This is a genomic window from Devosia sp. BK (assembly GCF_032907385.1).
Classification (GTDB): domain Bacteria; phylum Pseudomonadota; class Alphaproteobacteria; order Rhizobiales; family Devosiaceae; genus Devosia.
The window spans coordinates 613870-632835 of sequence record NZ_JAIMBX010000003.1 but is presented as its reverse complement, the minus strand read 5'-3'; the positions used below and the strand labels follow the sequence as shown (position 1 = coordinate 632835).

The window sequence follows — 18966 nt, the reverse complement described above, 5'->3', positions numbered from 1 at the left end:
CTTCGCCGGGATGACAGCCGGTGGTTGAAGACTTATGCGAGATTTACTCGAACACGGCATCTGGATTTGAGAGCGAGTCGCTGTCTTCGATGGTCACATCCGCAAGATCGAGAAGCGCCACGGCGCGTTCGATGCCGCGGGTCTGGGCGATGAGCCCATCGATGGCGGCCTGAACGACGGCATTGCCTTCGGTATTCCCCTCGGCGATCTGCTGGTCATAGGCTTCGACGGTCTCGGCACGCTTGGCCATGACGTTCATCTTGGCGACGGTATCGGCCAGCAGATCCTTGATCTCAGTGTCGAGAGCGGCGTCCTTGTCGGCGATGACGGCCGAAATGGAGGGACCTTCGACGACGGAGCCATCAACGCGCACATAGCGGCCGAGATAGACGTTCTGGATGCCGACGGCGTCTTCAAGATGGGACACGTGGGTATTGTCCGAGAAGCAATCGTGCTCTTCTTCCGGATCGTGCAGCAAGAGGCCGAGCTTCATGCGTTCGCCGGCCAATTCGCCGAAGCTGAGCGAGCCCATGCCGGTGAGAATGGCGGAGAGGCCACGCTCCGGCAGAGCCTTGCGGGCTGCGCCATCGGCTGTCCAGTTACCGACCATTTCTTCGAGATCGCTGACGAGAAGTGCCGTTGCGGCCTTGAGATAGGCTCCGCGGCGATCGGCATGTTCGGCGGTCGAATAATCGGTATAGGGGCGATTGCCGGCGCCAGGGCCAGTGCCCTTGAGATCCTGCCCCCAAAGGAGAAACTCGATGGCGTGATAGCCGGTCGCGACATTGGACTCGACGCCGGCGGCTTCCTGCAATTCGTTCTGCAGGAGTTCGGGCGTGATATTGGTGGCATCGACCTCGGTGCCGTCGATCGTGATCTTTGGGTTGGCGATGACATTGGCGACATAGAGCGCGTTGCTGTCGCTTTCGGTGCCGTAGCTGGCATCGACATAGTCGATCAGGCCTTCGTCGAGCGGCCAGGCGTTCACCTTGCCTTCCCATTCATCGACGATCGGATTGCCGAAACGGAAGGCTTCGGTCTGCTGATAGGGAATGCGGGCGGCTTTCCAGGCGGAGCGGGCAGCGGCCAGGGTCTCTTCGCTGGGCTTGGCGATCAGGGCATCGACGGCAGCCTCGAGCGCCTTGGCGGTGCTTAGCGCATCCTCATAGCCGGCAAGCGCGAGATCGGCATAGTTTTGCAGAACCGCTTCCTCGCTCGGCGCTTCGGCCATGACCGCAACCGGGGAAACCGACAGAGCCAGAACCAAGGCCAAACCGCGCAGCGAGCGCCTGCCAATCGAAAACATCGCGCCATTCTCCAATGAAAGCTGCAAAGGTGATTAGGCTCATCACCTTTTGAAATCAACTGGCATGGACAAGCGCCGCGCTACAAATTAGACACTGGGCATCATCTTTAGCCGCCGCGGGCGGCCTTTTTCGATGGAACAGTCGGAATGATCCGCAAACTGCCGCTTTTCGTCGGGACGTTCATCTCCCTCGCGCTCTCTACCGCCGCTTTTGCCCAGCAGGACCCGCTCATCGTCTACAATGCCCAGCACGAAACGCTGGCGCAGGAATGGGCCTCGGCCTTTACGGACGAAACCGGCATTCCCGTGGTGCTGCGCCAGGGGTCGGACCTCGAAGTTGGCAACCAGATCGTGCAAGAAGGCGAAAATTCGCCGGCTGACGTGTTTTTGACGGAGAATTCGCCAGCCATGGTGCTGGTTGATAAAGCTGGTCTCTTCGAAACGCTGCCGCAGGATCTGCTGGCGCAGGTGCCGGAGCAGTTCCGCCCCACCAATGGTAATTGGATGGGCATCGCCGCCCGCTCGACCGTATTTGCTTATAACAAGGACAAGCTGACCGAAGCCGATCTGCCCAAGACCATGGCGGAACTGGCTGATGCCAAATGGCAGGGCCGCTGGGCCGCCTCGCCCAGTGGCGCCGATTTCCAGGCGATCGTCGCGGCCTATCTCGCGCTCGAAGGCGAGGACGCGACGCTGGCCTGGCTCAAGGGCATGCAGGAAAATGCCGTGATCGTGCGCGGCAATCGCGCTGCGCTCGCCGCCGCCAACAATGGTGAAGTCGATGGCGCGTTGATCTACCACTATTATTGGTATGGCGATCAGGCGGGCACGGGCGAGAACAGCAACAGCACCGCCCTCCACTATTTCGGCAATGAGGACCCGGGCGCCTTCGTCTCGATCTCGGGTGGTGGCATCCTCAAGACCAGCAAGCACAAGGACGAGGCCGAAGCCTTCCTCCGCTTCATCACCAGCGCCAAGGGCCAGGATGTGCTGCGCGATGGCACCTCGTTCGAATATGCCGTCGGTGTCGATCACGCGTCCAATCCTGCGCTCCCGGCCCTCGATAGTCTTGATGCGCCCAAGATCGATCCGAGCCAGCTCGACACAGTCGGCGCGGCGCGTTTGATGACGGAAGCCGGGCTTCTCTAGTCAGCTCATGAGCGCGGTGACGGAAATCGCTATGGCGGATGGCCCGCGACGCCGCTTGCGGTGGCGCCCCGCGCATCCCGTCGTCACCGGTTTTGCTGTGCTAACCGGCGCACTCTGCCTGCTGCCGCTCGTGTTCGTCGTCTATATTGCGGCAACGAGCGGCTGGCAGGCGATTGCCGACCTTGTGCTTCGCCCCAAGGTTGGCGCGCTGCTCTTCAACACTTTTGCGCTGCTTGGGCTGGTCTTGCCGCTATCGGTAGCGCTGGGGCTGGGGCTGGCGTGGTTGATCGAGCGCACGGACCTGCCCTTTGCCCGGCTGTGGTCCTGGCTGGTGGTCGCGCCGCTGGCGCTGCCGGCTTTCGTCCATTCCTATGCCTGGAGCGCCTTCATGCCGCGCTTTCATGGGCTTGGCGCGGCGGTGCTGGTTTCGATCCTTGCCTATCTGCCCTTTGTTTATCTGCCCATCGCTGCGCAATTGCGACGGCTCGATCCGGCGCTCGAAGAAATGGCGCAATCCATGGGAAAGCCACCGCATCTGGTTTTTCTCCAGGTGGTGCTGCCGCAATTGCGGCTCGCCACCATGGGCGGTGCGCTGCTGATCGGGCTGCATCTGCTCGCGGAATACGGGCTCTTCGTTCTGACGCGCTTCGACACTTTCGCCACCGTGATCGTCGATCAGTTCCAATCTGCCTATAGCGGGCCATCGGCGAATTTGCTGGGCGGCGTCTTGGTCTTGCTGTGCCTTTTGCTGCTTGGGCTGGAAACTGGCTTACGTGGCGAGGAGCGCTATGCGCGAGTTGGCGGCGGCGCTGCACGCGGGCGCATGGTCCAGGCGCTGGGCAAATGGCGCTGGATCGTCCTTCTTGTGCCGGTCGGTCTTGCGGCTTTATCGCTGGGCGTGCCGATCCTGACGCTCGGACGTTGGCTCTGGGCTGGCGGCGCGGAAATCTGGCAGTTCGAGTTCATTTTGCCCGCATTGAGCCAGACGGCGGTTCTGGCTCTCGGCGGTGCGTTGCTCACGACGCTGGCTGCTATTCCCATGGCTTGGCTTACCGTGCGAGCTCCGAGCAAAGTGCAGCGCTGGCTCGAAGGGAGCCACACCTATGTCGGCGCCCTGCCCGGCGTGATCATCGCGCTGGCGCTGGTGACGATCACCGTTCAGGTCGCACTGCCCCTCTATCAGACCGTCGCGACACTGCTTTTTGCCTATGTGCTGATGTTCATGCCCCGCGCGCTTGTTGGCCTACGGATCAGCATTGCGCAGGCGCCGGTCGAGCTTGAACGGGCAGCAGCAAGCCTTGGGCGCAAACCGCTAGCTGCGGTCTGGCATACGACGATCCGGCTTGCAGCACCCGGCGCGGCGACGAGTGCGGCGTTGGTAGCGCTGGGGATCACGACGGAACTGACAGCGACGCTGATGCTGGCGCCCAATGGCACGCGGACGCTGGCCATGCGCTTCTGGTCCTATACAAGCGAACTCGACTTTGCTTCCGCCGCACCCTATGCGGTGCTGATGATCCTCTTCTCCTGTCCCCTCGTCATCCTGTTGCAACTGCAAGCCGACCGCCCGGAGCGCGGCTGATGCTCGTGCTTGACGGCGTGACGAAGCTTTACGGCGGCCAGCCGGGCGTGCGCGATGTCAGCCTGACGGCGCCGCGGGGCGGCCGGACGGTAGTGGTCGGCCCATCGGGCTCTGGCAAAACAACGCTATTGCGGCTGATTGCCGGCTTCGAGAACCTCGACGCCGGCAGCCTCACACTCTCGCACCGGTCACTCTGCAAGGCGGGGCAAAGCGTGCCGCCCCATCGGCGCAACATTGCTTATGTGGCGCAGGAAGGTGCGCTGTTTCCCCATATGAGCATTGGGGAAAATATCGGCTTTGCCGTGCCCAAGAGCGATGCTGGCCGGAGCGCGCGGATCGGGGAACTGCTTGAACGCGTCGGCCTGCCACCGGAAATGATAGCGCGCCGCCCCCACGAACTTTCGGGTGGCCAGCAGCAGCGCGTGGCGCTTGCGCGCGCGCTCGCCCAGAAACCGGACTTGATGCTGCTCGATGAGCCATTCTCGGCGCTCGACACCGGTCTCCGCGAGGCCATGCGCGACATGGTGGGCGATTTGCTCGCTGAGGCAGGGATCACCACTATACTTGTGACCCATGATCAGGCCGAGGCACTGGCTTTTGCCGACCATCTCGTCGTCATGCGCGCCGGATCGGTGGCCGATGCGGGCCCGCCGCAGCGGCTTTACGCGCAGCCGGCCGATGTCGAGACTGCGCGGTTCTTAGGCGAGGCCATCGTGGTCACAGGGGCGCTTGAGAACGGTGTCGCCCACACGCCTCTGGGCATGATCGCGGTCAACCATCCGGATCAGGGGCGTGCCGAGATTCTCGTGCGGCCAGAACATATAGTTTTGGGTCCCGACGGCGCGAAGGGTGTCATTACGCACCGCGCCTATCGTGGCGCGCAGTGGCGGCTTGAGATCAAGCCGGATGCGGATGTCCCTTCGATAATCGTCGATGTGCCCGCGACGGTGGAGCATCAGCCGGGTGACGTGGTTTTCCTGCAGGTCGCAGGAAAAGGTCACGTCTTCGCCTAGGCCTCCGAGGCCTCGCGCAGACGATAACCGACGCCGGTTTCGTTTTCGATGAGGCCCGTTCCGGCGCCAAGTTTTGCCCGCAACTGGCCGACGAGCACCCGCAGATATTGCGCATCGTCCTTGTGAGCGGGTCCCCAGAGCCGTTGCAACGCCATGGCATGGGTCACGACGCGCCCGGCGTTATCGGCCAACAGCACGAAGAGATCGTATTCCTTGGGCGTCAGGTGGATGGTGTCCCCTGCCCGGTGCACGAGCCGCTTGTCGCGATCGAGGACGATATCGCCGAAGGCTTGCGGCTTATGCGGTATCGTTGCGGGTTCGCGATGCCGGAGAGCGACCCGGAGGCGTGCGAGAAATTCGCCGATGCCGAACGGCTTTTCGATATAGTCGTCCGCTCCCGCGTCGAGCGCAGCGATCTTCTCGGCCTCCTGATCGCGGGCCGACAACACGATGATCGGCACGGTCGAAAAGGCGCGCACCGTCTGAATGACTTCCTTGCCATCCCCATCGGGAAGGCCTAGGTCGAGGACGATCAAGGCAGGCGAGCGGGTTGCGGCTAGGCGCTTTGCAGCGGCGACGGTTTCTGCGCTTTCGACTTCGAAATCGGTCGCTTCGAGTGCTGCGCGCAAGAAGCGCTGGATCTGGGGTTCATCATCGACAACGAGGATACGCGGCTTCACGAGGCTGCTCGCTCGCTGCGCGGCAGGCGGATGACAAAACGCGTGCCGCGGCGACGTATGGCAGGGCTTTCAGCCTTGATCGTTCCGCCCATGGCCATGATGAGCCCGCGCGCAATGGCAAGGCCAAGGCCCGTGCCCGCGGCGCGCCCATCGCCCTTGGTGCGGCGATAAAATTTTTCAAAGATGCGTTCCAGATCCGCCTCCGGGATGCCTTTGCCTTCGTCGGTCACGGCGAGCACAACTTCGCGGCCCTCGCCACGGGCATAGACCGAAATCGTCCCATCGCCACCATATTTGCGCGCATTATCTAGAAGATTGAAGAGAACCTGTTCCAAAAGCGGAGCATCGGCGGCGGCGGCGGGCAGATCATCGGCGAGACTGACGTCGAAATCGACGCCGGGATGAATGCGCCGGGCGCGGGACACTGCGGAGGCGATGACATCGCGAAGGTCGATGGGATCGCGACGCGCCTTGATCATTCCCGCTTCGATGCGGGTCATCTCGAAGAGATTGGCGACAAAGCGCGTCAAGCGCCCGGCTTCCTCTTCAATTGAGAGCAACAGATCGGAACGTGTTTCGACAGGCATTCTATCGCCGAGTTCGCGAAGGCTTGTAACGGCTCCGGTGATGCTGGCGAGCGGGGTCTTGAGATCATGCGAGAGCGAAGAGAGGAGCGCCGCTTGCACCTTTTCGCTTTCGCGGGCGACGGTCGCGCGGGCACTCTCGCGGGAAAGCCGGGCACGATCGAGCGCGATCGCGGATTGTTCAAGGAGCGCATCGAGCGTGCGTTGTTCGCTCTCGCGTGGAGCGCCATCCTCGTGCCGCATGGCAAAGCCGGCGACGGCGAGCACCCGTTGCCCGGCCATGACGGGCCGCAGGAGATAGGGCACTTGCGGCAGGGTGCCCGTGAGAAAGCCGGCAGGCTCGCGCTTGTCGAGCGCCCAGCGCGCCGCGATCATCGCGGTGGCATCAAACGTTTGGTCGGGTGGCCAAGCGGAAATGACATCGAGTTCGCCAGTTTCATCTGGCGCAAGGACGATGACGCCACGACCGAGCGCCGTGTGGAAATGGCTCGCCATGGTGTCGAGCACCTGATCACGGCCAAAGGCTCCGGTCATTTTCCGCGCGAAATCGAGAAGCGCTTGCGCCTGTCGGGCCTGTTGGGCGGTGCGGTCGACGCTGAGCCGCAGGCTCGCCGCGAGTTGGCCCGCCGCCAGCGCCACGGCGACGAAAATGGCAAGTGAGAGCAATTCTTCGGGTCGCGCGACGGTGAGGCGGCCCGTCGGATCGATGAAGAAAACATTGTAGGCGAAAAACGAAAGGAGCGACGCGATCAGCGCCGAGAGGCGACCCGCGACGACCGCCGAGATCAGCACCGCCGCAAGGTACAGCATCGAAAGGTTTTGAAGGGCCACCAGCGCGGACACGCCAAGCCCCAGAAGCGTCGTCGCACCCACCGCGAGGATCGGCACGCCGAGGGTCAACGCCCATTCGGGTGGCGTCTTGCGCCGAGAGAGACTGATCCGGCCTTTGTCCTTTCGCGTCGCCACAACATGAACGCTGATTTCTCCGCCGCGTGCGAGGAGCGCATCAGGAAGGGAGCGACGCCAGAAGGGCGCCTTGCTGCTACGGCCGATGACGATCTGAGTGATATTTTCGCGCCGGGCAATCCTGAGGATGGCGTCAACAAAATCGCGCGCACTTTCGCGGCGGGTTTCTGCGCCGAGACGCTCCGCCAGGCGCAGCGTTGCTTCAAGCGTGTCATTGGCGGCGCCACTCGGTGGCAGGCTATGCGGGCGGAAGACCGATAGCACGATCCACCGGGCATTGAGACCCGAGGCGAGCCGGCTGGCTTCACGCACCACCGTGTCGGACATGCCATCGGGCCCGACGCAGACAAGCAGCCGCTCACCTGTCGCCCAGGGGCCTTCGATGGCACTCTGGCGGAGGAAATCGATCATCTGATCGTCCACCCGATCGGCGGCACGTCGGAGACTGAGCTCGCGTAGCGCCGTAAGCGTCGATGGTTTGAAAAACCCATCGAGCGCCCGACCGGTATTGTCGGGCAGATAGATCTTTCCCGCCTTGAGGCGCTCGATCAGCTCGGCCGGCGGCAGATCGACGAGAATAACCTCATCGGCCCCCTTGAGGACGATATCGGGCACGGTCTCGCGCACGGGAACGCCCGCGATGCGGCCGACGAGTTCGGAGAGGCTTTCGAGGTGCTGGATGTTGAGCGCGGTCCAGACGTCGATCCCCGCGGCGATCAATTCTGCAATATCCTGGTAGCGCTTGGGATGCCGGGCGCCGTCGGGATTGGTGTGGGCGAGTTCATCGACGATCAGCAATTGCGGATGGCGCTTGAGGGCGGCGTCGATATCGAATTCACCATAGGCACCCTGCGCGTCCCGGCGCGGCAGGGTTTCGAGACCTTCAGCGAGGGCGCTGGTCTCCGAGCGGCCATGTGTTTCGACCAGCCCCACGACCACATCGACGCCGCGCTCCTTCAGCGCCTGAGCGCGTTCGAGCATGGCAAAGGTTTTGCCGACGCCCGGCGCCATGCCGAGAAAAATCGTAAGCTTGCCGCGCTTTTCACGCGCGGCAAGCTGCAAAAGAGCGTCCGGATCGGGCCGGTTCTGCTCGCTGCCTTGGCCCATTTTACCTCGCCTCGGGCGCCAATTCGTCGAGCGCCAGATTGAGGGCGAGAACGTTGACACGCGGTTCGCCGAATATACCCAAAACCGGCAATTGCGTCATGCTGGCAATGAGCTCTTCAAGACGCCCCGCTTCAATCCCGCGCGCCTGCGCCACCCGCGCCACCTGCATCTGTGCATTGGCCGGCGTGATATCGGGATCAAGGCCCGAAGCCGAGGTTGTGACGGCATCGGCAGGAATATTTTGGCCCCCCAGTTGCTGGCTTGCCTCAGCAACGCGGTCCACCAGCCGCTTGTCGGTCGGACCATAGTTGGACCCGCTCGATGCCGCAGCATTGTAGGGATCGGGACCAGTGGCCGATGGGCGCGGCCAGAAATAAGTCGGGCCGGTGAAATTCTGGCCGATCAGGGTGGACCCGATGACGGCGCCATCGCGCTCGATGCGGCTGCCATTGGCCTGGTAGGGCAAGGCGGCCTGGCTGACCCCGGTAATGGCGAGCGGATAAGCGACGCCAAGAAGGAGGGTCAGCGTGACGGTCAGGACGAGGGCCGGGCGAATTTGGTTGAGCATGGCAAACTCCTAGATAATGCCGAGGCCGGTGACGATCATGTCAACGAGCTTGATGCCGACGAAAGGCGCGACGAGACCGCCAAGGCCGTAGATCAGCAGATTGCGCGAGAGCAGCGCGGCGGCGCCAACCGGGCGATATTTGACGCCGCGGAGAGCGAGCGGGATCAGGGCGACGATGATCAAGGCATTGAAGATGACGGCCGAAAGAATGGCTGACTGCGGCGAGGCAAGGCCCATGATGTTGAGCGCGGCAAGGCCGGGATAGGTCGCGAGAAACAGCGCCGGGATGATGGCGAAATATTTCGCGACATCGTTGGCAATCGAGAACGTCGTCAGCGCCCCGCGCGTCATGAGGATTTGCTTGCCGATCTCAACGATCTCGATGAGCTTTGTGGGGCTACTATCTAGATCGACCATGTTGCCGGCTTCGCGAGCGGCTTGCGTGCCCGACTGCATCGCAACGCCGACATCTGCTTGGGCGAGGGCGGGCGCGTCATTGGTGCCATCGCCGCACATGGCGATCAACCGGCCGCCGGTCTGCTCCTTGCGGATGAAGTCGAGCTTCTGCTCGGGCGTCGCTTCGGCGAGGAAGTCGTCGACGCCAGCCTCAGAGGCGATGGCGGCGGCGGTGATGGGGTTATCGCCAGTGACCATGACCGTGCGGATGCCCATGGCACGCAGCGCGGCAAAGCGCTCCTTGATGCCGGGTTTGACAACGTCCTTGAGATGGACGACGCCGAGCAGGCGATCGGCTTCGGCGACTGCCAGCGGCGTGCCGCCGGAACGGGCGATGGATTCGACCGCTTTGATGAACTCGGCACCGGCTTGATCGCGATCGAGACCCACGAAGCGGAGCACGGCGTCGACTGCACCCTTGCGGATGCGACGGCCTTCGACATCCACGCCCGAGAGGCGGGTCTGGGCGGAGAAGGGGATAAACGTCGTCGCTGTAGCGGCATGTGGGGGTTCGGTCACGCGATACTCGTCGCGGGCGAGAGCGACAATGGAGCGGCCTTCGGCCGTTTCGTCGGCGAGGCTTGAGAGCAGAACGGCTTCGGCCAACGCTTTGTCGCTGACGCCACCGACCGGAATGAATTCCGAAGCCATGCGATTGCCGAAGGTGATGGTGCCGGTCTTGTCGAGGAGCAGCGTATCAACGTCGCCTGCAGCTTCCACGGCACGGCCCGAAGTGGCGATGACGTTGAAGCGGATCAGCCGATCCATGCCGGCAATGCCGATGGCCGAGAGTAGCCCGCCGATCGTGGTCGGGATCAGCGTCACGAGCAGCGCCGCCAGCACGACCGCCGAAAGATCGGTGCCGGAATAGGCGGCCAGGCCATAGAGCGTGACGACGGCAATCAGAAAGATCAGCGTCAGGCCCGACAGCAGGATCGAGAGGGCGATCTCGTTCGGCGTCTTCTGCCGCTTCGCACCTTCGATGAGGCCGATCATGCGATCGACGAAGCTTTCGCCGGGACGCGTCGTGATCCGGATTTTGAGCCAATCCGAGATCACCTGCGTGCCGCCGGTCACAGCCGACCGGTCACCGCCGGCTTCGCGGATCACGGGTGCTGATTCACCGGTAATGGCGCTTTCATTGACCGAGGCGACGCCTTCAATGACTTCGCCATCGCCTGGGATGAGGTCGTTGACCTCGACGATGACGACATCGCCGATCTTGAGGGCCGTCGATGGAATGACTTCGCTGGAACGGTCGCCGGGCTTGTCGGGGAAAAGCAGCTTTTTGGCGAAGAGATCGGTCTTCGCGCGGCGCAGACTTTCGGCCTGTGCCTTGCCGCGCCCTTCGGCGACGGCCTCGGCAAAGGTGGCGAATAGTACGGTGAACCAGAGCCAGAGCGCGATCTGGCCGGAAAAACCAGCGGTCGTGCTGCTGGTCAGAAGGTCCTGGATGAAGATGACCGTCACCACCACGGCGACAATCTCGGTGACAAAAATCACCGGATTGCGCACGAGCTGGCGCGGGTCGAGCTTTATCACTGCATCGCGCAGGGCCGGCACCAGGATGGCGGGGCTGAAGACAGATATGGATTTTGTCGTCGTGGACATTTGCGTTGGTCCTAAAAGCTTTGGCCGGCGAGCATGGCGAAGTGCTCGGCGATGGGGCCAAGAGCGAGAGCGGGGAAGAACTGCAGCCCGCCCATGATGAGGATGATGCCGATGATGAGGCCGACAAACAGCGGCCGGTCGGTCGGGAAAGTGCCCGAGGAGGCCGGAACGCGTGGCTTGGCGGCGAGCGATCCGGCAATGGCCAGAACCGGCACGATATAGGCGAAGCGGCCAAGCATCATGGCAATGCCGAGGGTCGTATTGTACCAAGGCGTATTGCCGGTGAGACCGCCGAAGGCCGAGCCGTTATTGCCCGCAGCCGAAGTGAAAGCATAAAGGATTTCGCTGAGGCCATGCGGTCCCGGCGTCATGATCGAGCTCACCCCGAATTCGGCGACGGCCGAAATGGCGGTGAACCCCAGGATCACGAAGGGCAGGATGAGAATGGCCAGCATGGCCAGCTTCATTTCCCGCGCTTCGATCTTCTTACCCATGAATTCCGGCGTACGGCCAACCATCAAGCCCGCGACGAAAACCGCGAGGATGGCAAAGACCAGCATGCCATAAAGCCCCGAACCCACACCGCCCGGCAAAACTTCACCAAGCTGGATCAGGAACATCGGCACCAGCCCACCGAGCGGGGTGAGCGAAGAATGCATGGCATTGACGCCGCCATCGGAAAGACCCGTGGTGACAGCGGCATAAAGCGCGCTCATGGACTGGCCGAAGCGGACTTCCTTGCCCTCAAAATTGCCCATGGCGACATCGAGACCGGCGCCGTGCAGCAGCGGATTGCCCGCCGTTTCGGCCCAATAGACGAGGCCCGTGCCGACGACGAGCATGATGATTGTCACCGAAATCAGCGCCCAGCCCTGGCGGCGATTGCCGACCAACTGGCCGAATGAATAGACCAGCGCCAGCGAGATCGAGAGCATGGCGATGATATTGAGATAGTTCGAAAACGCATTCGGGTTTTCGAACGGATGCGCGGCATTGACGTTGAAGAAGCCGCCGCCATTGGTGCCAAGTTGCTTGATGGCTTCCTGGCTCGCCACAGGCCCGGTCGCAATCGTCTGCTGCGCGCCTTCAAGCGTCGTTGCGACGAAATTGGCATCGAGATTTTGCGGTAGGCCCAGGGCAACAAAGGCCAGCGCTACGATGACGGCGAGGGGGAGCAACACATAGAGCGTGGCGCGGGTCATATCGACCCAAAAGTTGCCGAGCGCCGACGTTTTCGAGCGGATGAAGGCCCGCGTAACAGCCATGGCAACGGCGATACCAGTCGCAGCCGACAGGAAGTTCTGCACCGTCAGCCCAGCCATCTGGCTGAAATTGCTCAGCGTGCTTTCGCCGCCGTAGTTCTGCCAATTGGTATTGGTCACGAAACTGACGGCAGTGTTGAAGGCAAGGTCTGGCGCCATGGGGCCGAAGCCCTGCGGATTGAAGGGCAGCAGGCCCTGCAGACGCAGGATGGCAAAGAGCGCGAGGAAACCAGCGAGGCTGAAGGCGAGCACGGAAAAGGTATAGCCAAGCCACCCCTGTTCCTCTTCGCGCCGGACGCCGGCCAGTTTGTAAAAGCCGGTTTCGACCGGCGACAAGACCGGCGAGAGCCATGTGCGCTCTCCGGAAAAAACGCGCGCCATATAGAGCCCGAGCGGCTTGGCGAGCAAAAGCGTTGCGATCAGCACGAGGCCGATCTGCACCCATCCGATGATGGTCATTTGGTAAACTCCGATCCGGTCAGAACCGCTCGGGACGCAGCAGCGTCACCAGGAGATAGACGGCAAGCGCCAGCGCGACGAGGAATGAGACAAGCAACATGGCAGGGCTAAAGCCGATCGAGCGCCAGCGCATAGCCCGCGAGAGCGGCGAGTATTGCGGCACCAACAAAGATGAAGAGAATATCGAGCATGGACAGAACTCCGACTGGAGCCTCTCCATTGCATCCGCGGCGCCTCAAGCTTCCATATGGATTGGATGGCGGCGGTATAAAGATTCCATAAAAGCGAAGGCCCGCATCATGTGCGGGCCTTCTCAAGATCACGCCTGGACTAACGCGACGTCTTCGCGCGGCGTGTCTGGTTCGGGCTTGATCCTGAACCAGGTGACATAGAGTGCCGGCAGGAAAACCAGCGTCAGCATAGTGCCGACGAGGATGCCGCCGATCATGGCAAAGGCCATGGGGCTCCAGAACACTTCGGTAGCGATCGGTATCAGCCCAAGGCTTGCGGCCAACGCGGTGAGGAGGATCGGGCGGACGCGATGCTCGGTGGCTTCCACCACCGCTTTCCAGGCCGCTATGCCTTCGCTCCGCAAATGCTCGATCTGGACGATCAGGATAACCGAATTGCGCACGAGAATGCCGATCAGCGCCAGAATGCCGAGAATGGCGACAAAGCCAAGCGGCTTGCCCGACGGCAGCAGCGCAGCGACCACACCGATCAAGGCAAGCGGCGCCACGGCGACGACGAGGAAGAGTCGCGAAAAGCTTTGCAATTGCAGCATCAACACGGTCGCCATGACGAAGAGCATGAGCGGAACGACCGCGATGATCGGTGCCGTGGATTCGGCGCTGCTCTCGACTGTGCCGCCTACGGCAATCGAATAGCCGGCGGGCAGCGTCTCGCTGAAAGCATCGACTGCAGGCTTCAGACCGGCAGCAACGGTTGCCGGCTGGAGATGGCCGAGCACGTCGGCACTGACGGTGAGCGTTGGGACGCGATTGCGCCGGACGATCATCGGATGCTCCTGAGTATAGGATAGCGTTGCGACCGATGAGAGCGGAATCGCCCGGCCATCACCCGTCGAAAGCTGCAGGTTCTGCAGCGTTTCGAGCGAGTCACGTTCGGCTGCCTCCGCCCGGCCTACAACGGTGACGAGGTAGATGCTGTCGCGGATCTGGGTGATCGGCTGGCCGCTCGAAATACCGTTGAGACCATTGGCGATATCGGCATTGGTGATGCCAAGTTGGCGCGCCTTGTCCTGGAGCACATCAACTTCGACGACCCGCATGGTCTCCATCCAATCATAGCGAACGAGCCCGAGATTGGGATTTTCGCTGATCTTGGCCGAGAGCTGCTGGGAAAGCGTGCGGACGGTTTCGATATCGGGACCACTGACGCGGTACTGGATCGGGCGGGATACCGGTGGGCCAAGCGAGAGCGTGCCGACATAGGTATCGGTGCCGGGGAAAGTCGTGCGGAGATAGGCTTCGATCTCCTCCTTCACCTGATCGCGGACATCGATGCTCTTGGTGACGATCACGGTCTGGCCAAGCGAGGGCCGGCCGGCTGGAACGTCGAGTGTCAGGACGAAGCGCGGGGCGCCCTCCCCAACATGGCTCGAAAAGTGGTCGATATTGGCATTGCCGATCAGCGCTTCGCTCTCGAACTTGGCGATCTGCGCCTGGGTTTCGGCGATCGACGCATTCTGCGGCAGGTGCCAATCGACGATCAGTTCAGGGCGATCCGAAGACGGGAAGAATTGTTGCTGCACATGGGTGAGCCCATAGACGGAGACACCGAAGAGCGCGACGGTGAAGGCTATGGTCAGCCATTTGAGCCGCATAGCGCCTTCGATGAGATTGGAAAAGCCCGTCAAAAGGCGGCCCTTGCCGTGCCCCTTGTGCTTCATCTGCTTGGGCAGAATGGAGACACCAAGAAGAGGCGTAAACAGCACTGCAACGACCCAGGACACGATGAGCGAAATCGCGAGCACCACGAAGAGGGTATAGGTGAATTCACCCGCTTGGCTCGGATTGAGGCCGATCGGGATAAAGCCCGCGACGGTCACTAGCGTCCCGGTCAGCATCGGGAAGGCTGTCGAGGTATAGACGGCCGTCGCCGCGTTGCGGAGGCTCTCTCCCGCTTCGAGCTTTGAGACCATCATCTCGACCGCAATCATCGCGTCGTCGACGAGGAGGCCCAGCGCAATGATCAGCGCACCAAGCGAAACACGCTGGAGCGAGATGCCGAGATAGGACATCGCGAGGAAGGTGATCGCCAAGACGAGCGGGATCGACAGCGCGACAACCATGCCCGCTCGGAGGCCAAGGCTGACAAAGCTGACGATCAGGACGATGGCGACGGCTTCAAAGAGCGCCTTGGTGAAGCCGTTGACGGCTTCTTCGACCACATGCGGCTGATCGGAAACGCGATGGATTTCGACGCCATAGGGCAGTTCCGCGACGATCCGGTCAACCTCATGTTCGAGGCCTTCGCCGAATTCGAGCAGATTGCCCCCTGCCCTCATGCCGATGGCAAGGCCGATTGCCGGCTGGCCATTGTAGCGGAATAGCGCGGTCGGGGGGTCGGTATAGCCCCGGCTGATGGTCGCGACGTCAACGAGGCGGAAGAAGCGCTCGCCGAGCCGGAGATTGATGTTCTTGAGGCTCTCGTCGGAGGTGAACTGACCGCCGACACGAACGACGACGCGCTGTGAACCGGCCTGAACGACGCCGGACGATGTGATCGCGTTCTGATCCTGCAGCGTCGCGATAACCTCGGCCTCGCTGATGCCGAGGGCGGCAAGCTGGCGGGTCGAAAATTCAAGGAAGACCTTTTCATCCTGCGCGCCGACGAGTTCCACACTGCCGGCTTCGGGGAGCGTGAGAATTTTCGAACGGGCGTCTTCGACATAGTCGCGCAATTGGCGCTGCGTCAGGCCATCGCCGGTGAACGCGAAGATATTGCCATAGACGTCGCCAAACCGATCGTTGAAGAACGGGCCCTGCACGCCTTGGGGGAAAGTATATGCGATGTCGCCAATCATCGAGCGCACTTCTTCCCACACCGAACGGACGGTGGCGGCAGGGGTCTCATTGCGCAGCGTGACGTAGACGGTCGTCTTGCCGGCAACCGTGACCGAGCGGCTATAGTCGAGCGTCTGCAAATCCTGGAGTTCGCGCTCGATCCGTTCGGTGACCTGATCGGTCACTACTTCGGCCGACGCACCCGGCCATTGGGCAACGATGACCATAGTGCGGATAGTGAAGGCCGGATCTTCCTCGCGTCCGAGATGGAGATAGGAAAAGACGCCGGCGACCAGAGCTACGGCCATGAAATACCAGACGAGCGAGCGATGCTGGAGCGCCCAATCGGAGAGGTTGAAGCCCTTCATTTACTTGCTCTCCTGCTCGAGCTTGATCTTCTGGCCATCGGCAAGGCTATTGACCCCGGCAATGACGACCCGCTCCCCTGACTCCAAGCCGGATTGGATAGTCACGAAGCCGTTGGCGGCCGGCGCAACGGTGACGTTGCGTTGGCTGACGGTCGCATCGGTTTCGTTGACGACGAAAATGCTGGTCGCGCCATCGACGGTCTTGATGGCCACCTGGGGGAGTTCGATCGCCCCGCTCACGCCACCTTGCGGAACAGCGCTTGCGGTGGTGCCGAGCCAGAAATCCTGCGATGGATTTTCAAGGCCGATGCGGAGGCGCCAGGTGCGGGTCACGGGATCGGCCTGCGGCGCGATTTCGCGCAGTGTCCCATCGGCAGCGACATCGGCTGCAAGCTGCGGCACGACCGCGAACCGATCGCCCAGCGAGAGGCCCTGCACCACTTCTTCGGGCACATCGATGACGAGATCGCGATCCTGCGGCTGGGCAATGGTGACCACGGCCTGGCCGGCAGCGACAATCGCGCCGGGCTCGGCACCAATGGCGGTCACGACGCCGTCGATCGAGGCTTTGAGGCCAGTATAGGCCAATTGCTCCTCGGCCTGTTTGACGCGGGATTGAGCCTGAACGAGACCGGCACGGGCCGCTTCCGTCTGTTGTTCGGATTCTTCAAGATTGGACGTCGAAATGACATCACTCTGGTTGAGCGTGCGCAGCCGGCCTTCGCTGGCGGCGGCATTGTCATATTGCGCCTGAGCGGTCTGGAGATTGGCGCGCGCCGTTTCGAGCGAAAGATCGTAGGTGGTGGCGTCGAGCGTTGCGATGGGGTCGCCGATGCTGACGGTATCGCCGACTTCGGCTGTGCGGGTCACGAGCGTGCCCCCAACACGGAAGGATTGGTCCACCGAGACTTGCGGCTCGATGACCCCGACAAAGCCAGCGACCGCGGCGCTGTTGGGCCCGGCGACAATGGAGAGCACCGGGCGGATCGGCGCTTCTGGTGGCGCCTCGGAACTGCAGGCAGCCAAGGTGCTGGCGAGCACCAGGGTAAGGGCGATGGAATAAAACTTGTTCATGCGCCGAGGTCCTGAACATCGACTTTTTGCTGGGGTGAAAGGAATTGCGTGCCGGAGACGACGACGCGATCACCGGGCTCGAGGCCGCTGCTGATCACCACATCGTCGGTGCCGTAGGATTCGATTTCGACGGGCTTGAGCGCGACGATGTTCTGCGCGTCCACCACCCAGACCTGTGCCACCTCGCCCGTCTGCCAAAGGGCGCTCGCGGGGAGATCGATGCGGGTTTCCGCAGGCCAGGACAGCACCGCCGTTACCGCTGATCCCAAAGGCATTTTCGAGCCGTCGTCGAGCGTCACCTTGACCTGAACCGTGCCGGTCGCATCGAGTGAGGGAGCTACTTCTGTTACCGTTCCGGTCGTCGAGATCGCAGGATTGGAGACCAGCGACACCTGCACCGGCCTCGACCTGTCCCAACGCGCAATCGCAGTTTCCTGCACATTGAGCGCCGCCTTGCGCGGGCCGTTTTCAGCGATGACGTAAACCGGGGAGCCGGCCTGGACCACCTCGTCGATCTCGTACAGTCGACGGATGATGACGCCATCGGCCGGTGCCTTGAGTTCGGTATAGCCGGCGCTTTCCTGCGCCAGATCAAGCTGGGCCTGGGCGCTGTCACGGGAATTGCTGGCGGTTTCCAATGCGGTCTGCGCACCATCGAAGGCGCTCTTCGTGGTCAGCCCTTGGTCGAACAGCGATTTCTGACGATCGAGCGTCGCGTTGGCCTGCTTCAGCCGCACTTCGGCGGCCTGAAGGCCGGCAGCGGCCGCTTCGACGTCCGCTTCCTGCTCCTGCGAGGAGAGGCGCGCGAGAACCTGGCCTCTGGTCACAGCCTCGCCGATCTTGGCGCCAAGCTCGGTCAGTTGCCCCGCGGTCAAAAACGCGACCGGCGTCTCGGCACGCGATTGAACGGCTCCGGTGATCTTGAGCGACTTGGCAACATCGGAAAGTGCAACAGACTGAACCTGCACCAGCGCCAGCGGCTTTTCCGGCGGGGTGGCGCTGGAACTGCACGCGGAAAGGGACGCCATGACCGCGACTACCGTGGCGGATCGAAGGATTGATGATGAACGGGACCGCATATGCGAGCTCTCCGACTGGCTGCGGCCATACTGCCGCCTATTTGACAGATGTAAAATTACGGCATAGATTTACGATTGTAAAGTAGGTTATGCAAGGACCCATGGACGCTCGTCTCGAACGATCCCGCGGCGCCATTTTGGACGCTGTCATTGAACTGCTGGACGCAGGACCTCTGTCCGGCCTCTCTATTACGCAGGTCGCAACAAAAGCTGCCGTCACGCGCCCCACATTCTACCAGCATTTTCCAGATCTCGCCGCCGCAGCGCGCGCGGCTGCCTTCATGCGCCTTGATGAGGCTCTGGCGCATTCAGAGGAAAATGAGGAACTGTCAGGCGAGGCGATGCGGGCCCATGTCGAAAAGGAGGCGATGGAAATTTTCGCCTATCTCGCAAAACACCGCACTTTCTTTGTGCGAGTTATGGAAGAGGCCGGAAATGCGAGCTTTTTCGATGACCTGGTTTCGCTGACGGGAACACGGCTCGTTCCCAGCCATATCGCACCTTCGGAAGCGAGCCCGGTCTACGCCCAGACAGTGAACCGCTTCTTTGCGGGCGGACTAAGCTGGCTCGCCATCAACTGGCTCAGAACCGAACCTGTGGAGCCAGCAGAAAAACTGGCTCAACGGATTGCGACACTGGTTTCAACGCTCAGTTTTGAGGGGCGCTAACCCCA

General features: G+C 62.1%; 14 protein-coding genes. 4 read left to right on the top strand and 10 right to left on the bottom strand.

Features of this window, described 5'->3' with window-relative positions:
* Window positions 1-43 precede the first annotated feature (43 nt).
* On the bottom strand, window positions 44-1297 hold the full coding sequence (locus DevBK_RS18535) for an imelysin family protein (protein ID WP_317186562.1): 1254 nt from the start codon (window positions 1295-1297) through the stop codon (window positions 44-46).
* 156 nt (window positions 1298-1453) lie between these two features.
* Between DevBK_RS18535 and DevBK_RS18530 the strand changes: the two genes are divergently transcribed.
* Genes DevBK_RS18530 through DevBK_RS18520 form a run of 3 tightly spaced genes read left to right on the top strand, consistent with a single transcriptional unit; the run spans window position 1454 to window position 5050 of the window.
* Window positions 1454-2455 carry an iron ABC transporter substrate-binding protein gene (locus tag DevBK_RS18530; protein ID WP_317186513.1) on the top strand — a complete coding sequence of 334 codons (1002 nt, stop codon included), beginning with the start codon at window positions 1454-1456 and terminating at the stop codon, window positions 2453-2455.
* A gap of 7 nt (window positions 2456-2462) precedes the next feature.
* Window positions 2463-4037 (top strand): iron ABC transporter permease, encoded by a 1575-nt coding sequence (locus DevBK_RS18525; RefSeq protein WP_317186512.1) that lies wholly within the window; start codon window positions 2463-2465, stop codon window positions 4035-4037.
* Window positions 4037-5050, top strand: a complete 1014-nt coding sequence (locus tag DevBK_RS18520) for an ABC transporter ATP-binding protein (protein WP_061911886.1) — start codon at window positions 4037-4039, stop codon at window positions 5048-5050. Before DevBK_RS18525 ends, DevBK_RS18520 begins: the two co-directional genes overlap by 1 nt.
* Here DevBK_RS18520 and DevBK_RS18515 read toward each other — a convergent pair.
* From DevBK_RS18515 to DevBK_RS18475, 9 genes are all read right to left on the bottom strand, one after another.
* Window positions 5047-5730, bottom strand: coding sequence for a response regulator (locus DevBK_RS18515; RefSeq protein WP_061911885.1), 684 nt, complete (start codon window positions 5728-5730; stop codon window positions 5047-5049). The genes DevBK_RS18520 and DevBK_RS18515 overlap by 4 nt on opposite strands.
* Window positions 5727-8387, bottom strand: coding sequence for a sensor histidine kinase KdpD (locus DevBK_RS18510; protein ID WP_317186511.1), 2661 nt, complete (start codon window positions 8385-8387; stop codon window positions 5727-5729). Before DevBK_RS18510 ends, DevBK_RS18515 begins: the two co-directional genes overlap by 4 nt.
* Before the next feature lies 1 nt (window position 8388).
* The gene (kdpC, locus tag DevBK_RS18505) at window positions 8389-8955 is read right to left on the bottom strand and encodes a potassium-transporting ATPase subunit KdpC (RefSeq protein ID WP_317186510.1); all 567 of its coding nucleotides are present in this window, start codon (window positions 8953-8955) and stop codon (window positions 8389-8391) included.
* A gap of 9 nt (window positions 8956-8964) precedes the next feature.
* Window positions 8965-11022, bottom strand: a complete 2058-nt coding sequence (kdpB, locus tag DevBK_RS18500) for a potassium-transporting ATPase subunit KdpB (RefSeq protein WP_317186509.1) — start codon at window positions 11020-11022, stop codon at window positions 8965-8967.
* An 11-nt stretch (window positions 11023-11033) separates the two neighbouring features.
* On the bottom strand, window positions 11034-12743 hold the full coding sequence (gene kdpA / locus DevBK_RS18495; protein ID WP_317186508.1) for a potassium-transporting ATPase subunit KdpA: 1710 nt from the start codon (window positions 12741-12743) through the stop codon (window positions 11034-11036).
* A 19-nt stretch (window positions 12744-12762) separates the two neighbouring features.
* Entirely contained in the window at window positions 12763-12906 is a 144-nt protein-coding gene (gene kdpF, locus DevBK_RS18490; RefSeq protein WP_317186507.1) for a K(+)-transporting ATPase subunit F, read from the bottom strand.
* A 156-nt stretch (window positions 12907-13062) separates the two neighbouring features.
* Window positions 13063-16140: an efflux RND transporter permease subunit gene (locus DevBK_RS18485; protein WP_317186506.1), complete on the bottom strand. Its 3078-nt coding sequence runs from the start codon at window positions 16138-16140 to the stop codon at window positions 13063-13065.
* Complete coding sequence (locus DevBK_RS18480) at window positions 16141-17214, bottom strand: efflux RND transporter periplasmic adaptor subunit (protein ID WP_317186505.1); 1074 nt, start codon at window positions 17212-17214, stop codon at window positions 16141-16143.
* Window positions 17211-18242, bottom strand: a complete 1032-nt coding sequence (locus tag DevBK_RS18475; protein ID WP_317186504.1) for an efflux RND transporter periplasmic adaptor subunit — start codon at window positions 18240-18242, stop codon at window positions 17211-17213. The genes DevBK_RS18480 and DevBK_RS18475 overlap by 4 nt, the downstream gene beginning before the upstream one ends.
* A 152-nt stretch (window positions 18243-18394) precedes the next feature.
* Here DevBK_RS18475 and DevBK_RS18470 point away from each other — a divergent pair, with 152 nt between their 5' ends.
* Window positions 18395-18961: a TetR/AcrR family transcriptional regulator gene (locus tag DevBK_RS18470; RefSeq protein WP_317186503.1), complete on the top strand. Its 567-nt coding sequence runs from the start codon at window positions 18395-18397 to the stop codon at window positions 18959-18961.
* The last annotated feature ends 5 nt before the right edge of the window (window positions 18962-18966 follow it).

What these genes read in the sequence shown, in the direction of transcription:
- DevBK_RS18530 (WP_317186513.1), top strand. Translation starts at nt 1,454, where the DNA reads ATGATCCGCAAACTGCCGCTTTTCGTCGGGACGTTCATCTCCCTCGCG.
- DevBK_RS18525 (WP_317186512.1), top strand. Translation starts at nt 2,463, where the DNA reads ATGAGCGCGGTGACGGAAATCGCTATGGCGGATGGCCCGCGACGCCGC.
- DevBK_RS18520 (WP_061911886.1), top strand. Translation starts at nt 4,037, where the DNA reads ATGCTCGTGCTTGACGGCGTGACGAAGCTTTACGGCGGCCAGCCGGGC.
- DevBK_RS18510 (WP_317186511.1), bottom strand. Translation starts at nt 8,387, where the DNA reads ATGGGCCAAGGCAGCGAGCAGAACCGGCCCGATCCGGACGCTCTTTTG.
- kdpC (WP_317186510.1), bottom strand. Translation starts at nt 8,955, where the DNA reads ATGCTCAACCAAATTCGCCCGGCCCTCGTCCTGACCGTCACGCTGACC.
- kdpB (WP_317186509.1), bottom strand. Translation starts at nt 11,022, where the DNA reads ATGTCCACGACGACAAAATCCATATCTGTCTTCAGCCCCGCCATCCTG.
- kdpA (WP_317186508.1), bottom strand. Translation starts at nt 12,743, where the DNA reads ATGACCATCATCGGATGGGTGCAGATCGGCCTCGTGCTGATCGCAACG.
- DevBK_RS18485 (WP_317186506.1), bottom strand. Translation starts at nt 16,140, where the DNA reads ATGAAGGGCTTCAACCTCTCCGATTGGGCGCTCCAGCATCGCTCGCTC.
- DevBK_RS18480 (WP_317186505.1), bottom strand. Translation starts at nt 17,214, where the DNA reads ATGAACAAGTTTTATTCCATCGCCCTTACCCTGGTGCTCGCCAGCACC.
- DevBK_RS18475 (WP_317186504.1), bottom strand. Translation starts at nt 18,242, where the DNA reads ATGGCGTCCCTTTCCGCGTGCAGTTCCAGCGCCACCCCGCCGGAAAAG.
- DevBK_RS18470 (WP_317186503.1), top strand. Translation starts at nt 18,395, where the DNA reads ATGGACGCTCGTCTCGAACGATCCCGCGGCGCCATTTTGGACGCTGTC.